Origin of the sequence: Pseudomonas sp. SWRI99, from assembly GCF_014270125.1 — a bacterium.
In the GTDB taxonomy this organism is placed as follows: Bacteria; Pseudomonadota; Gammaproteobacteria; order Pseudomonadales; family Pseudomonadaceae; genus Aquipseudomonas; species Aquipseudomonas hamedanensis.
The window spans coordinates 1-15,388 of sequence record NZ_JABWQR010000013.1 but is presented as its reverse complement, the minus strand read 5'-3'; the positions used below and the strand labels follow the sequence as shown (position 1 = coordinate 15,388).

14 protein-coding genes are annotated in these 15,388 nt (G+C 60.8%); 12 read left to right on the top strand and 2 right to left on the bottom strand.

Annotated features, from left to right (window positions below; translation table 11 throughout):
* Nucleotides 1-7: 7 nt before the first annotated feature.
* The 5 genes from HU743_RS12545 to HU743_RS12525 all read left to right on the top strand — a co-directional run bounded on the left by HU743_RS12545 (nucleotide 8) and on the right by HU743_RS12525 (nucleotide 3,810).
* A complete protein-coding gene (locus HU743_RS12545; protein ID WP_186546137.1) occupies nucleotides 8-916 on the top strand; it encodes a LysR substrate-binding domain-containing protein in 909 nt (302 codons plus the stop codon).
* A 330-nt stretch (nucleotides 917-1,246) separates the two neighbouring features.
* Entirely contained in the window at nucleotides 1,247-1,738 is a 492-nt protein-coding gene (gene purE, locus HU743_RS12540) for a 5-(carboxyamino)imidazole ribonucleotide mutase (RefSeq protein WP_007920220.1), read from the top strand.
* A gap of 10 nt (nucleotides 1,739-1,748) precedes the next feature.
* Complete coding sequence (locus tag HU743_RS12535) at nucleotides 1,749-2,831, top strand: 5-(carboxyamino)imidazole ribonucleotide synthase (RefSeq protein ID WP_186546135.1); 1,083 nt, start codon at nucleotides 1,749-1,751, stop codon at nucleotides 2,829-2,831.
* Between the two features lie 106 nt (nucleotides 2,832-2,937).
* Entirely contained in the window at nucleotides 2,938-3,183 is a 246-nt protein-coding gene (locus tag HU743_RS12530; protein ID WP_016772475.1) for a GlsB/YeaQ/YmgE family stress response membrane protein, read from the top strand.
* 90 nt (nucleotides 3,184-3,273) lie between these two features.
* Nucleotides 3,274-3,810 (top strand): DUF3299 domain-containing protein, encoded by a 537-nt coding sequence (locus HU743_RS12525; protein ID WP_186648935.1) that lies wholly within the window; start codon nucleotides 3,274-3,276, stop codon nucleotides 3,808-3,810.
* Nucleotides 3,811-3,934: 124 nt separating this feature from the next.
* On the opposite strand, the gene HU743_RS12520 is transcribed toward HU743_RS12525, so the two are convergent.
* Nucleotides 3,935-4,834 carry a D-hexose-6-phosphate mutarotase gene (locus tag HU743_RS12520; RefSeq protein ID WP_186648933.1) on the bottom strand — a complete coding sequence of 300 codons (900 nt, stop codon included), beginning with the start codon at nucleotides 4,832-4,834 and terminating at the stop codon, nucleotides 3,935-3,937.
* Nucleotides 4,835-4,891: 57 nt separating this feature from the next.
* Nucleotides 4,892-5,296, bottom strand: coding sequence for an acyl-CoA thioesterase (locus HU743_RS12515; protein ID WP_003229628.1), 405 nt, complete (start codon nucleotides 5,294-5,296; stop codon nucleotides 4,892-4,894).
* A gap of 377 nt (nucleotides 5,297-5,673) precedes the next feature.
* Here HU743_RS12515 and HU743_RS12510 point away from each other — a divergent pair, with 377 nt between their 5' ends.
* The 7 genes from HU743_RS12510 (at nucleotide 5,674) to HU743_RS12480 (ending at nucleotide 15,318) form a co-directional block, all read left to right on the top strand.
* Complete coding sequence (locus HU743_RS12510) at nucleotides 5,674-6,972, top strand: MFS transporter (protein ID WP_186648932.1); 1,299 nt, start codon at nucleotides 5,674-5,676, stop codon at nucleotides 6,970-6,972.
* Between the two features lie 233 nt (nucleotides 6,973-7,205).
* The gene (locus HU743_RS12505) at nucleotides 7,206-8,204 is read left to right on the top strand and encodes a phosphate ABC transporter substrate-binding protein PstS (RefSeq protein WP_042561820.1); all 999 of its coding nucleotides are present in this window, start codon (nucleotides 7,206-7,208) and stop codon (nucleotides 8,202-8,204) included.
* Nucleotides 8,205-8,677: 473 nt separating this feature from the next.
* Nucleotides 8,678-10,711, top strand: coding sequence for an ABC transporter permease subunit (locus tag HU743_RS12500; protein ID WP_186546336.1), 2,034 nt, complete (start codon nucleotides 8,678-8,680; stop codon nucleotides 10,709-10,711).
* 16 nt (nucleotides 10,712-10,727) lie between these two features.
* The gene (gene pstA, locus HU743_RS12495) at nucleotides 10,728-12,398 is read left to right on the top strand and encodes a phosphate ABC transporter permease PstA (protein ID WP_186648929.1); all 1,671 of its coding nucleotides are present in this window, start codon (nucleotides 10,728-10,730) and stop codon (nucleotides 12,396-12,398) included.
* Nucleotides 12,399-12,492: 94 nt separating this feature from the next.
* The gene (pstB, locus tag HU743_RS12490) at nucleotides 12,493-13,326 is read left to right on the top strand and encodes a phosphate ABC transporter ATP-binding protein PstB (protein WP_186546130.1); all 834 of its coding nucleotides are present in this window, start codon (nucleotides 12,493-12,495) and stop codon (nucleotides 13,324-13,326) included.
* A gap of 118 nt (nucleotides 13,327-13,444) precedes the next feature.
* Nucleotides 13,445-14,206: a phosphate signaling complex protein PhoU gene (phoU, locus tag HU743_RS12485; RefSeq protein WP_186531114.1), complete on the top strand. Its 762-nt coding sequence runs from the start codon at nucleotides 13,445-13,447 to the stop codon at nucleotides 14,204-14,206.
* Nucleotides 14,207-14,373: 167 nt separating this feature from the next.
* Nucleotides 14,374-15,318: a response regulator gene (locus HU743_RS12480; RefSeq protein ID WP_186648927.1), complete on the top strand. Its 945-nt coding sequence runs from the start codon at nucleotides 14,374-14,376 to the stop codon at nucleotides 15,316-15,318.
* Nucleotides 15,319-15,388: the final 70 nt, after the last annotated feature.

The window sequence follows — 15,388 nt, the reverse complement described above, 5'->3', positions numbered from 1 at the left end:
GGACGTGATGAATCTGGAAAGCAAATGGCTCGAGGACTTCAGTGCTCTGGCTGCCACTCGCAGCTTCTCGCAGGCCGCCGAACGGCGCTTCGTGACTCAGCCGGCGTTCAGTCGGCGGATCCGCAGCCTTGAAGCGGCGCTGGGCCTGACGCTGGTCAACCGCTCGCGTACGCCGGTCGAACTGACGGCGGCGGGGCAGTTGTTTCTGGTTACCGCGCGCACCGTGGTCGAACAGCTCGGTGAAGTGCTGCGCCACCTGCATCATCTGGAAGGCGGGCAGGGCGAAGTGATGCAAGTCGCTGCGGCTCACTCGCTCGCGCTGGGTTTCTTTCCCCGCTGGATCGCCCAGTTGCGCAACGAAGGGTTGAACATCGCCACGCGGCTGGTGGCAACCAACGTCGGCGACGCCGTGCATGCACTGCGTGAGGGTGGTTGCGATCTGATGCTGGCGTTCTACGACCCCGATGCGGCGATGCAGATGGACCCGGAGATCTTCCCGTCGCTGCATTTGGGCCAGACCGAAATGCTCCCGGTGTGCGCGGCGGATGCCGAGGGCAAACCGCTGTTCGATCTGGAAGGTGACGCCAGCGTGCCGTTGCTCGCCTACAGCGCCGGGGCGTTTCTCGGCCGCTCGGTCAATGGTTTGCTGCGTCAGCGCCAGTTGCGCTTCACCACGGTCTACGAAACGGCCATGGCCGACAGCCTGAAAAGCATGGCGCTGGAAGGCCTAGGCATTGCCTGGGTGCCACAGTTGAGCGTACGTGCCGAACTGGCGCGCGGCGAACTGGTGGTGTGCGGCGGCCCGCAATGGCATGTGCCGCTGGAGATTCGTCTTTACCGCTGCGCGTTGGTGCGCAAGGCGAACGTGCGGTTGCTGTGGCGCAAGCTTGAAGGCGGTGCTGCCCAATCCTCTTGAGTGCACCGAAAACCCTGTGGGAGCTGGCTTGCCAGCGATAGCGTCGGGTCTGTGACTGATCTGTTGTCGGTCTGACGCCATCGCTGGCAAGCCAGCTCCCACAGGGGATCGAGTGATGTCTCGGCGCTGACCTTCAAGTCAATAAAACCGGGCCTTTCGCTCATTTGACAGATGGTCGTTTCGGGGGCTGTTTATTGCTTTCTTTGCGGTATACTGCGCGGCCTTCGGCCGGCACGTCCGGCCATTTTTCGTACAATCAAGCCACGCAACCTGCGTGGCTTGTTGTTTTATGACGCGCCTGCGGGCGCTCCAGAGAGAAGAGGCGCGACGATGAGTGCACTGGTTGGCGTGATCATGGGCTCCAAGTCCGATTGGTCCACCCTTAGCCACACCGCCGATATGCTGGAAAAGCTCGGCATCCCGTACGAGGTCAAGGTGGTTTCCGCCCACCGCACCCCGGATCTGCTGTTCCAGTACGCCGAAGAGGCTGAAAGCCGCGGCATCGAGGTGATTATCGCCGGTGCTGGCGGCGCGGCCCACCTGCCTGGCATGTGTGCGGCCAAGACCCACCTGCCGGTGCTGGGTGTGCCGGTGCAGTCGGCCATGCTCTCGGGCGTCGATTCGCTGCTGTCGATCGTGCAGATGCCAGCGGGCATTCCGGTTGCCACCCTGGCCATCGGCAAGGCTGGCGCGATCAACGCCGCGCTGCTCTCGGCGAGTATTCTGGGCGCCAAGCACCCGCAGTTCCACGCGGTACTGAAAACCTTCCGTGCCGAGCAGACAGACAGCGTCCTGGACAATCCAGACCCACGTATTGCCTGAGGTTGTTGAGATGAAGATCGGTGTAATCGGTGGCGGCCAGTTGGGCCGCATGTTGGCCCTGGCGGGCACTCCGCTGGGCATGAACTTCGCTTTCCTCGACCCTGCACCGGACGCCTGTGCGGCCGCGCTGGGCGAACACCTGCGGGCCGATTACGGCGATCAGGATCATCTGCGCCAACTGGCCGATGAAGTCGATCTGGTGACCTTCGAATTCGAAAGCGTCCCGGCCGAAACCGTGGCGTTTCTCTCGCAATTCGTGCCGGTGTACCCGAGCGCCGAAGCCCTGCGCATCGCCCGTGATCGCTGGTTCGAAAAGAGCATGTTCAAGGATCTGGACATTCCGACCCCGGCCTTCGCCGACATCCAGTCGCAAGCCGATCTGGACGCCGCCGTCGCTTCGATCGGTCTGCCGGCCGTACTCAAGACCCGCACCCTGGGTTACGACGGCAAGGGACAGAAAGTCCTGCGCAAGCCGGAAGACGTCGCCGGTACTTTCGCTGAACTGGGCAGCGTCGCCTGCCTGCTCGAAGGCTTCGTGCCGTTCACCGGTGAAGTGTCGCTGATCGCTGTGCGCGCTCGCGATGGTGAAACGAAGTTCTATCCGCTGGTGCACAACACCCACGACAGCGGCATTCTCAAGCTGTCCGTCGCCAGCACCGATCACCCGTTGCAGGCCTTGGCGGAAGACTATTCCAGCCGCGTGCTCAAGCACCTCGACTACGTCGGCGTGATGGCCTTCGAATTCTTTGAAGTCGACGGCGGCCTGAAAGCCAACGAAATCGCGCCGCGCGTACACAACTCCGGACACTGGACCACTGAAGGCGCCGAGTGCAGTCAGTTCGAAAACCACCTGCGTGCCGTGGCCGGTCTGCCGCTGGGCTCGACCGCCAAGGTCGGCGAGAGCGCGATGCTCAACTTCATCGGCGTTGTGCCGCCGGTTGAAAAAGTCATCGCCATCCAGGACTGCCATTTGCACCACTACGGCAAAGCCTTCAAGGCCGGGCGCAAGGTCGGTCACGCCAACCTGCGCTGCGCCGACATGGCCACGCTGCAAGCGCAGATCGTCAAGGTCGAAGCGTTGATTGCCGAGTAAAACAGTTTCATGTGACAGCGGCGGAACCATTCAGGCCCCGCCGTTCTCTGATGGCAGGATGCCAAAGTCTGGCTAGGCTATAGCCAATCAATCAGAGGGAAATGTCATGGGAATTATCGGAACCATTTTTATCGGCTTGATCGTCGGCCTGCTGGCGCGGTTCCTGAAACCGGGCGATGACAGCATGGGCTGGATCATGACCATCCTGCTCGGTATCGGCGGTTCGCTCGCGGCCACCTATGGCGGTCAGGCTCTGGGTATTTATCAGGCTGGTGAGGGTGCCGGTTTCCTAGGCGCGCTGGTTGGCGCGGTCGTGCTGCTGGTGATCTACGGCCTGATCAAAAAGAACTGATCCAAAGCGACAAAGTCCTCTCTGCCATCGCGGCAGGGAGGGCTAGAATGCTCGGCGATTCACTGTTCTCTCTTTCATACCGAGCACCTCATGCGCCATCTTCTGTTGACTCTCTTCTTGCTGGGCAGCGGCTTGGCCCACGCCGGCGAACTGCCGGAAACCGACTGGCTCGACCTGATGCCCAAGTCGGACCAAAAGGCCCTTGAGGCCATGCCGGAAATCGACCACAACTCCCCCGAAGCCAGCGGCACCTTCACCGAGAAAGGCGGGATGAAGCAGGCCAAAGGTTTGCCGGCGGTGATGTATTCAAGCAAAACCGTAGCGTCGATGAACGACAAGCACATCCGCATCGGCGGTTACCCGGTGCCGCTGGAATCCGATGCCAAGGGTCGCAGCACACTGTTCTTCCTGGTGCCGTACCCGGGCGCGTGCATTCACGTGCCACCACCGCCGCCAAATCAATTGGTGCTGGTGCGTTATCCCAAGGGCCTGAAGCTGGATGACATCTACACACCGCTGTGGGTAACGGGCACGTTGAAGATCGAAAAGATCAGCAATGACCTGGCCGATGCGGCGTATGCACTGGAGGCGGAGAAGGTGCGGGTGGTGCAGGAAGCGGATCTCTAAAGACCGCCACAGATAAATGTAGGAGTGAGCCTGCTCGCGATAGCGATTTGTCAGATCCATCTTGATTGACTGACACAACGCTATCGCGAGCAGGCTCACTCCTACATTGGTGTTGCGGTGTCGGTTAGAGCGGCGTAGTGGCTACGCTCACACCCATGGTATGGCTCGCCCCCGGCGCCAGGGAGACGATGTCATCCATCACATTCGCCGTCTCGATGCACAGCATGCGTTGCCAGCCGTCGTTGTCCATGTCGGGCAGTGCGGCGGCGCGGTCGATCCACGGGTTCCAGATCACGGCGGTGCGCGAGCCCGTTGAGGTCAACACGATGCGGCGTTCCCAGGTTGGATCAATGATGCTCAACTGCGGCGGTACGTCGAGGTAGATGCGATCGGTCTCGCCGGTGAACTGCAGATCGCCTTGCTGGCTGGCAATGTTCCAGTCGTCCAGGGTCTCGATGTAATCCAGCCCGGCCACGCCGTTGACGTGCACGTTACGCACATCACTCACGGAGAAATAGGTGTGCAGCGCCTGGCTCAGGCTGACGGTGTCATGGCCACGGTTATGGCTGGTCAGGCTGTAATGCAATTGATCCGAGAGATGCAGGGTCAGGGTCAGGTCGACTTCATGCGGCCAGCCCGGCAGGCCACCTTCCGGGTAGGGCAGCTTGAACTCCACCTTGATGCCGTCAGCCTCGGATTCGATGCCGCCCAGCTCCCAGTCCATCGCTCGCACCAGACCGTGCGCGGGGGCCGGTTGCTCGCCGACGTACATGTTCTGCACGCTCTGCGGGTTGCGTTCGAATTTGCCGAACCACGGCCAGCACACTGGCACGCCGGCACGAATGCTCTTGCCGGTTTTCAAGTCGGCTTTGTCGTTCAGCCAGATGATCGGCGGCTGTCCGTCGATCTGATAACTGAGGATGTGCGCGCCTTGCTGGGCCGCCAGCACTTCAGCCTTGCCGTGGCGGATGCGCCAGCAGTTCAGTTCATCCAGTTTCACGGCTTCAACGTTTGGCGTGTTCATGGGCAACTCTCGATCAGACACTGGGGACGACTATCGACCGCGAAACGGCCGCGAGGTTTAACGCGCGCGTGGCGGAACCGAGCGCGTGCGACCACTGCCGTCGATGGCAACGAAGACAAAGACCGCTTCGGTGACTTTGCGCCATTCGCTGGAGAGTGGGTCATCGCTCCACACCTCGACCATCATCTGGATCGAGCTGCGGCCGATTTCCAGGGTCTGCGTATAAAAGGACAACTGTGCGCCAACGGCGACCGGTACCAGGAACGCCATGCGGTCGATGGCGACCGTGGCGACGCGGCCACCGGCGACACGGCTGGCCATCGCGGTGCCGGCCAGGTCCATCTGCGCAACCAGCCAGCCGCCGAAAATATCGCCAAAGCCGTTGGTTTCGCGCGGCAGCGCGGTGATTTGCAGGGCCAGGTCGCCCTGTGGGATCGGATCTTCTTGTTCGAGCTCTATCATGCCGGGGGGCCTCTGACCCGTGACTCTTCGTGGGTAATGCGGGTGGTAGCCGTCTTCGCGAAAAACGATTCAACACCGAACATACTACGTTCGTCACGTTTTCCATCAGGCGCCTAAAGGGAAACTCTGCGAAAAAGGCTAAATCCCGAGCAAAGGACGGGCCAACAACGTTTTCGCACAGCAACCTCCTACAAAGCCTGCGCAGGTGGCGAGTATATCGGTCGACAGACGCCACGACGACCACCCGGTTCTGATTTCGACCGTCAATTACGCGCCTCTATGTGCTTTTTCGAACAATTTGCTATGGTGCCGAACCTGTCCAAGCCACTGCCAGCGTTGTTGTGGCGACAGATTCGACTATAAGAGAAGCCCTTGCCATGACCTCAGCGCCTTCGAGCCTCGCGCAGCCCGAGCAACCCGCACGACCGTTGACCCGCAATGACTACAAGACTCTGTCGCTGTCCGCCCTCGGTGGCGCGCTGGAATTCTATGATTTCATCATCTTCGTTTTCTTCGCCACCGTGGTCGGCAAGCTGTTCTTCCCGGCCGACATGCCCGAATGGCTGCGCCTGATGCAGACCTTCGGCATTTTCGCCGCCGGCTATCTGGCGCGTCCTCTGGGCGGCATCGTCATGGCGCATTTCGGCGACCTGCTGGGGCGCAAGAAAATGTTCACCCTGAGCATTTTCATGATGGCCGTGCCGACCCTGATCATGGGGCTGCTGCCGACCTATGCGCAGATCGGCATCTGGGCGCCGATCCTGTTGCTGTTGATGCGGGTCCTCCAGGGCGCAGCGATCGGCGGTGAAGTGCCGGGGGCCTGGGTATTCGTTTCCGAACACGTTCCGCAAAAGCACATCGGATATGCCTGTGGCACCCTCACCAGCGGCCTGACGGCCGGTATCTTGCTCGGCTCGCTGGTCGCCACGGCGATCAACAGCCTTTATACGCCAGCAGAGGTGTCGGATTACGCCTGGCGGATCCCGTTCCTGCTCGGCGGCGTGTTCGGCCTGTTCTCGGTGTACCTGCGCCGCTGGCTGCACGAAACCCCGGTGTTCGCCGAACTGCAACTGCGCAAGGCGCTGGCCGAAGAAGTGCCGTTGCGCGCGGTGCTGCGTGACCATCGCGGGGCGATCGCCATTTCGATGTTGCTGACCTGGCTGCTCTCGGCTGGCGTGGTCGTGGTCATTCTGATGACGCCGACGGTGCTGCAGACGGTTTATCACTTCTCGCCAACCACCGCGTTGCAGTCCAACAGCCTGGCCATCGTGTTCCTCAGCCTCGGTTGCATCGGCGCCGGCGCACTGGCGGATCGCTTTGGTGCCGGCCGGGTCTTCGTGTTCGGTTGCCTGGGCTTGCTGATCAGTTCCTGGACCTTCTATCACAGCCTTGCCGATCACCCGAACTGGCTGTTTCCGCTGTACGCGCTGACCGGTCTGCTGGTCGGCACCATCGGCGCGGTGCCGTACGTGATGGTCAAGGCGTTCCCGCCAGTGGTGCGTTTCAGCGGGTTGTCGTTCTCGTACAACGTGGCTTACGCGATCTTTGGCGGGTTGACGCCGATGGTGGTGAGCCTGCTGCTCAAGGAAAGCGCGATGGGCCCGGCTTACTATGTCGCGGTGTTGTGCGGGGTGGGGATGCTGGTCGGCGCGTGGCTTTGGAAAAAAGGTCGCTGATTGGCGCCTGATCATTCCCACGCTCCGCGTGGGAATGCATCCCGTGACGCTCTGCGTCACCTCTCGAAGCGGACGCAGAGCGTCCCTGGCGGCATTCCCACGCAGAGCGTGGGAACGATCTGTCGCGACATGCTGGCCTTTCATCCAATTGTCATATTTCAGCCATAGAGTGTTCACACGGCCTGCTGATACTTGGCCCCGACTTAACACACCCTATCTGCTAGGAGTAAGGCATGAAACTGAAGCGTTTGATGGCGGCAATGACTTTTGTCGCTGCTGGCGTTGCGACTGCCAACGCGGTTGCCGCTGTTGACCCTGCTATCCCGAGCTACACCAAGACCACCGGTGTGTCGGGCAACCTGTCCAGCGTCGGTTCCGATACCCTGGCCAACCTCATGACCCTGTGGGCCGAGAACTACAAAAAAGAATACCCGAACGTCAACATCCAGATTCAGGCCGCCGGTTCTTCGACCGCGCCACCGGCGCTGACGGAAGGCACCGCTAACCTGGGCCCGATGAGCCGCAAGATGAAGGACAACGAGCTGCAGGCCTTCGAAACCAAATACGGCTACAAGCCAACCGCGATCCCGGTGGCGGTGGATGCCCTGGCCGTGTTCGTGCACAAGGACAACCCGATCAAGGGCCTGACCATGGAGCAAGTCGACGCGATCTTCTCGTCCACTCGCCTGTGCGGCGCTAAAACCGACGTGAAAACCTGGGGCGACCTGGGCGTGACCGGCGACCTGGCGAACAAGCCGGTTCAGCTGTTCGGTCGTAACTCGGTATCGGGTACCTACGGCTACTTCAAAGAAGAAGCCCTGTGCAAAGGCGACTTCAAGCCAAACGTCAACGAACAACCCGGTTCGGCCTCGGTCGTGCAGTCGATCAGCTCCTCGCTCAACGGCGTGGGTTACTCAGGCATCGGTTACAAGACCGCTAGCGTGAAAACCGTAGCGCTGGCCAAGAAAGGCAGCACTGACTTCATCGAAGACACCGAAGAAAACGCCCTGAACGGCAAGTACCCGCTGTCGCGCTTCCTCTACGTTTACGTGAACAAGGCACCGAACAAGCCTCTGGCCCCGCTGGAAGCCGAGTTCGTCAAACTGATCCTGTCCAAACAGGGTCAGGAAGTCGTGGTCAAGGACGGCTACATCCCGCTGCCAGCCAAGGTTGCTGCAAAAGCACTGGCTGACCTCGGTCTGCAGGAAGGCGGCGCTGTCGCCAAGAAGTAACACCCTGAGTCCGGCCTGAAACCGGACTCCTGTGGGAGCGAGCCTGCTCGCGAAGGGGACATCACATGCACCATTCATGTGACTGACCCGATGCTTTCGCGAGCAGGCTCGCTCCCACAACCACCAAATTTTCGACTCCGCTGCCGGACCTCCCCGGTGGCGGATTTGCTGCGTCACTGCATTGTCATCTTTCTGTCATACAGGATCGCTAGGGTGTGCGCATGAATGATCTGGCCAATTCCCCAATGACTACGACTTCCCCTCCCAAGCGCATTGATTTCAATACGCCTGAGCTGCAACGCAAGCGCCGCATTCGCGCGCTCAAGGATCGCTTCACCCGTTGGTACGTCCTCGTCGGCGGCCTGGCGGTGCTGGCAGCCATCACCCTGATCTTCTTCTTTCTCGCCTATGTGGTCGCGCCGCTATTCCAGGGTGCCGACCTGACCGCGAAAGACTCGATCACCCCGGCCTGGATGCAGGACGCCGGCAAGCCGCTGATGATTTCGCTCGAAGAGCAGAATCAGGTGGCAATGCGCGTGTCCGACAAGGGGCAGGCGCTGTTCTTCGAGGTCGACAGTGGCGCTGAACTCAAGCGCGTCGATCTGCCATTGCCGGCCGGCGCAACCGTGACTTCCATTGGTGAAGACCAGCCCGGTCATCCGCTGGTGGCCGTAGGCCTGTCCAACGGTCAGGCACTGGTGTTCCGTCACACCTATAAAGTCACCTACCCCGATGGCAAGAAAACCATCAGCCCGGCCATTGAATTCCCGTATGGCGAGGCGCCGATCGCGCTGAACGAAAGCGGCGGCGCGCTGGAGCATGTCAGCCTCAACGCCACCGACTCGACCCTGGTGCTGGTTGGCTCCACCGGTTCGCAACTCAATGTGCTGTCGCTGACCAGCGAAGAAAACATGATGACCGGCGAAGTCACCAACGAGCAGAAGCGTATCGATCTGCCGCAGATGACCGAGCCGGTGAAAAACATCTTCGTCGACCCGCGCCAGCAGTGGCTGTACGTGGTCAACGGGCGTGCCCAGGCGGACGTGTTCAGCCTGCGCGACAAGAGCCTCAATGGTCGCTACAAGCTGCTGGAAAATGCCGACGCCGAAGTCACCGCGACGACGCAACTGGTCGGTGGCATCTCGCTGATCGTTGGCGATTCCAAGGGCGGTCTGGCCCAGTGGTTCATGGCCCGCGACACCGATGGCGAGCAGCGTCTGAAGCAGATTCGCACCTTCCAGATGGGCACCACGCCAATCGTCGAAATCGCTGCCGAAGAGCGCCGCAAAGGCTTCCTCGCCCTTGATGCCAGCGGCAAGCTTGGTGTGTTCCACAGCACTGCGCATCGCACTTTGCTGGTTGATCAAGTCGTTGAGGGCCAAGGCCTGTTCGGTCTGTCGCCACGCGCCAACCGGGTGATTGTCGAGGCCGGCGGCAAGCTGCAACCGCTGCTGCTCGACAACCCGCACCCGGAAGTTTCCTGGAGCGCGTTGTGGAGCAAGGTCTGGTACGAGAACTACGATGAGCCTAAATACGTCTGGCAATCGACCGCCGCCAACACCGATTTCGAACCTAAGCTGAGCCTGTCGCCGCTGACCTTCGGTACTCTGAAAGCCGCGTTCTACGCCATGCTTCTGGCTGCGCCTCTGGCTGTCGCCGCTGCGATCTACACCGCGTACTTCATGGCCCCGGGCATGCGCCGCAAGGTCAAACCGGTGATTGAGCTGATGGAAGCGATGCCGACGGTGATCCTCGGTTTCTTCGCCGGTCTGTTCCTTGCGCCGTATGTCGAAGGCCACCTGCCGGGCATCTTCAGTCTGCTGATGCTGTTGCCGATCGGCATCCTGGTCGCCGGTTTCGGTTTCAGCCGTTTGCCTGAGTCGATCCGCCTGAGAGTCCCGGACGGCTGGGAAAGTGCGCTGCTGATCCCGGTGATCCTGTTTGTGGGCTGGCTGTCGCTGTACATGAGTCCGTTCATGGAGAACTGGTTCTTCGGCGGCGACATGCGCATGTGGATCTCCCACGACCTGGGCATTACCTACGACCAGCGCAACGCTCTGGTGGTCGGTCTGGCCATGGGTTTCGCGGTGATCCCGAACATCTACTCGATCGCCGAAGACGCCGTGTTCAGCGTGCCGCGCGGCCTGACTCTGGGTTCGCTGGCCCTCGGTGCCACGCCATGGCAGACCATGACTCGTGTGGTCATCCTCACCGCCAGCCCGGGCATCTTCTCGGCGCTGATGATCGGCATGGGCCGTGCGGTCGGCGAAACCATGATCGTGCTGATGGCGACCGGCAACACCCCGGTGATGGAAATGAACCTGTTCGAAGGCCTGCGCACCCTGGCCGCCAACGTCGCGGTGGAAATGCCCGAGTCGGAAGTCGGCGGCAGTCACTACCGTGTGCTGTTCCTCTCGGCGCTGGTGTTGCTGCTGTTCACCTTCGTCATGAACACCCTGGCAGAACTGATTCGTCAGCGTCTGCGCAAGAAATACTCGTCGCTTTAAGCAAAGGTAGAAGTCTGTGAAACAGAACTCCCTGAAAGGTTGGTTCAAGAGCGGCGCCCCGGGCGTCTGGATCAGCGGTGGCGCGGTGTCCATCGCGGTCATCATGACCATTGGCCTGTTGGCGGTGATTGCCGTGCGCGGTCTCGGTCACTTCTGGCCGGCGGACCTGATCCACGCCCATTACGACGTGCCGGGCCAGGCCAATCACCTGGTCGTCGGCGAAGTGGTGCAGAAAGAACAAGTGCCCCGCGCGCGTTTGAAGAGTGCCGGCCTGCCGGTGCCTGACGAAGGCCCGGAATTCATGACCCGCGAGCTGATCAAGGTCGGCAACCGTGACCTGAACGGCAACGACTTCACCTGGATCGTCGGCGAGTGGCTGACCAACCAGACCACGCCGCCCGAGCTGATGGCGATCGAGCGTCGCGAATGGGGCAACTTCTACGGCTACCTGGTCAACGTCAAACAAGACGGCAAGGTTATCGCTGAAGGCGAAGCCGCGTGGCCTGAGCTGCAAGCGCGGATCAATCGTGTGAACGAACTCGCCGCTCAGCTCAAGACGCTGGAAAAAGTCGACATTGGCGCGATCAACGCCGGTCTCGAACGCATCCGCCTGCACGGCCGCAAACTGGAACTGGAAGGCAAACTCGACGCCACCGCACAAGCGGACATGGAATCCGAGCGCGCCGAGCTCAATGCCCGCTATCAAGACATCGAAGCGCGCCTGGCCGACCTGCATGCCCAGTTCAACCGCGATGCCCTGACGGCTCGCGATGCCAACGGCAAAGAGATCGAAATCGGCCTGGGCAAAGTGGTTCACGCCTATCAGCCGAACGCCATGGGCACCCTGACCAAAATCGGTTTCTACTTCAGCAAGATCTGGGAGTTCCTGTCGGACGACCCGCGTGAAGCGAACACCGAAGGCGGGATCTTCCCGGCGATTTTCGGCACCGTGATGATGACGCTGATCATGGCGATGATCGTGACCCCGTTCGGCGTGCTGGCGGCGGTGTACCTGCGTGAATACGCCAAACAGAACACCCTGACCCGCATCATCCGCATCGCCGTGAACAACCTTGCCGGCGTACCGGCGATCGTTTACGGCGTGTTCGGCCTGGGCTTCTTCGTTTACGTGCTGGGTGGCTCGGTTGACCGTCTGTTCTTCCCTGAAGCATTGCCGGCGCCGACCTTCGGTACGCCGGGCCTGCTCTGGGCGTCGCTGACCCTGGCGCTGCTGGCGGTGCCGGTGGTGATCGTCGCGACCGAAGAAGGCCTGGCGCGGATTCCGCGTACCGTGCGTGAAGGCTCGCTGGCACTGGGCGCGACCAAGGCGGAAACGCTGTGGAAGATCGTCATTCCGATGGCCAGCCCGGCGATGATGACCGGCATGATCCTCGCCGTGGCCCGCGCCGCGGGTGAAGTGGCGCCGCTGATGCTGGTGGGTGTGGTGAAACTGGCGCCGTCGCTGCCGGTGGACGGCAACTACCCGTACCTGCACCTGGACCAGAAAATCATGCACCTGGGCTTCCACATCTATGACGTCGGCTTCCAGAGCCCCAACGTCGAAGCGGCCCGCCCGCTGGTGTACGCCACGGCGCTGCTGCTGGTGCTGGTGATCGCGACGTTGAACCTGTCGGCGGTGTATATCCGTAACCATCTGCGCGAAAAGTACAAAGCACTGGATAGCTAAAGCCATTAGCCACAAGCGGCAAGCTACAAGCCGCTTTTGCTCAAACTTGCAGCTTGCAGCTAGAAGCTTGCAGCTACGAACGGAGTGAGACCCCATGCAGCACGAAACACACAGCCACGGCATCAACATGTCTGCCCTGGGCCGCGACAAGCAGAGCCTGAACCTGGCGCAGGAAACCGTCGCCATCGAAGTGCCGGGCCTGAGCCTGTACTACGGCGACAAACAAGCACTGTTCGACGTCAGCATGAACATCCCGAAACAGCGCGTGACCGCCTTCATCGGCCCGTCCGGCTGCGGCAAGTCCACGCTGCTGCGTACCTTCAACCGCATGAACGATCTGGTTGACGGCTGCCGCGTCGAAGGCGCGATCAACCTGTACGGCAACAACATCTATCGCAAGGGCGAAGACGTGGCCGAGCTGCGTCGTCGCGTCGGCATGGTGTTCCAGAAGCCTAACCCGTTTCCGAAAACCATCTACGAAAACGTGGTGTACGGCCTGCGCATCCAGGGCATCAACAAAAAGCGCGTCCTCGACGAAGCCGTCGAGTGGGCACTCAAAGGCGCAGCGCTGTGGGACGAGGTCAAGGACCGTCTGCATGAGTCGGCGCTCGGCCTGTCCGGTGGTCAGCAGCAACGTCTGGTCATTGCCCGCACCATCGCCGTTGAGCCGGAGGTCTTGCTGCTCGACGAACCGTGCTCGGCCCTCGACCCGATCTCGACACTGAAAGTCGAAGAGCTGATCTACGAGCTGAAATCCAAGTTCACCATCGTCATCGTGACCCACAACATGCAGCAGGCGGCGCGGGTGTCCGACTACACCGCGTTCATGTACATGGGCAAACTGGTGGAATTCGGCGATACCGATACCCTGTTCACCAATCCGGCGAAGAAGCAGACCGAAGACTACATCACCGGTCGCTACGGCTAACCGTGCAGCTGCAAGCCGCAAGCTTCAAGCTTCAAGCGGCAAGTAAGAGCGGTTCGAGTACGACACAAATCAGCTTGCGGCTTGTAGCTTGCAGCTCATGGCTTTTGCGGAGCAAATCATGATTTCGAAGGAAGGTTTAACCCATCACATTTCCGCGCAGTTCAACGCTGAACTGGAAGAAGTGCGCAGCCACCTGCTGGCCATGGGCGGGCTGGTCGAGAAGCAGGTCAACGATGCGGTCACGGCGCTGATCGAGGCCGATTCCGGTCTGGCTCAGCAGGTCCGCGAGATCGACGACCAGATCAACCAGATGGAACGCAACATCGACGAAGAATGCCTGCGCATCCTCGCTCGTCGCCAGCCAGCGGCATCTGACCTGCGCTTGATCATCAGCATTTCCAAGTCGGTGATCGACCTGGAACGCATCGGCGACGAAGCCACCAAGATCGCCCGCCGCGCCATCCAGTTGTGCGAAGAAGGCGAGGCGCCGCGCGGTTATGTCGAGGTTCGTCACATTGGCGACCAAGTGCGTAACATGGTTCGCGATGCGCTCGACGCATTTGCCCGTTTCGACGCCGATCTGGCGTTGTCGGTGGCGCAGTACGACAAGATCATCGACCGCGAATACAAGACCGCGCTGCGTGAGCTGGCGACTTACATGATGGAAGACCCGCGCTCTATCTCGCGGGTTCTGAGCATCATCTGGGTCCTGCGTTCGCTGGAGCGCATCGGCGATCACGCACGCAACATCTCCGAACTGGTGATTTATCTGGTACGCGGCACCGACGTGCGGCACATGGGCCTCAAGCGCATGAAGGAAGAAGTTGAAGGCACAAGCGGTGAAACCGCTAATGTTCCGGGCGAAGCTGACGATAAGTAAGATTGCCTGAGAAAAGCGCCCGGCCCTTTGGCCGGGCGTTTTTGTTTACGGCTTTTGTATTGAAAAGCAGCACCCGCGAACGAAAAGTCCCGGCGTGACTGAAAAGTTTTGGCAAAGTGCCATCATTCAAGCGTTATGCTTGCCGGGATTTTTTTTAGGGGTGTTGGATGAGCAAGATCAGTGTGTTGGTCGTGGACGATGCTTCGTTCATTCGTGACCTGGTGAAAAAGTGCCTGCGTAATTACTTCCCGGGGATCCGCACCGAGGACGCCATCAACGGCAAAAAGGCCCAGGCCATGCTGGCCAAAGAGGCCTTCGACCTGGTGCTGTGCGACTGGGAAATGCCGGAAATGTCTGGACTCGAACTGCTGACCTGGTGCCGCGAGCAGGACAACCTCAAGACCATGCCGTTCATCATGGTCACCAGTCGTGGCGACAAGGAAAACGTCGTGCAGGCGATCCAGGCCGGTGTTTCCGGCTACGTCAGCAAGCCGTTCACCAATGAGCAGTTGCTGACCAAGGTCAAGCAGGCGCTGAACAAGGTCGGCAAGCTCGACACCTTGATGAACAGTGCGCCGACTAAAATGAATTCGGCGTTCGGCAATGATTCCCTGAGCGCACTGACTGGCGGCAAGCCTGCCGTGGTCGGCGCAGCGGCTGCCAATCCGTTCGGCAAGCCCGCTACGGCGGCGCCAGCCCCTGCCGCAGCGCCATCGCGCGGTCTGCTCAACAGCCCGCCGGTGCAGGCGCCTGGCACGTCGAAAGCGCCAGTCGGTGGTCGTGGTCAGGGCCAGTTGCGCCTGCCGAGCGGTACTCAGCAATGCGTGATCAAGGCCTTGAGCATCAAGGAAGCGCTGCTGGTGGTGAAACGCACCGAGACCCTGCCGCAGATCCTCGACAGCGCTGTGCTCGATCTGGAGCAGGGCGACAATGCCGAGATCGCCCGCCTCAATGGTTACCTGCATGCCATCGTCGCCCACGAGCAAAAAGCCGACAGCGACTGGCTGCAACTGACCTTCCGTTTTGTCGACCAGGACGCGCAGAAGCTCGACTACATCTCGCGCCTGATCGCCCGTGGCACGGCGCAGAAGCACTTCGTGCCGGGCGCCTGACCTTCGTCGCCTGACACACCGTCTTCGCGAGCAGGCTCGCTCCCACATGTGAAATGCATTCCAGGGTGGG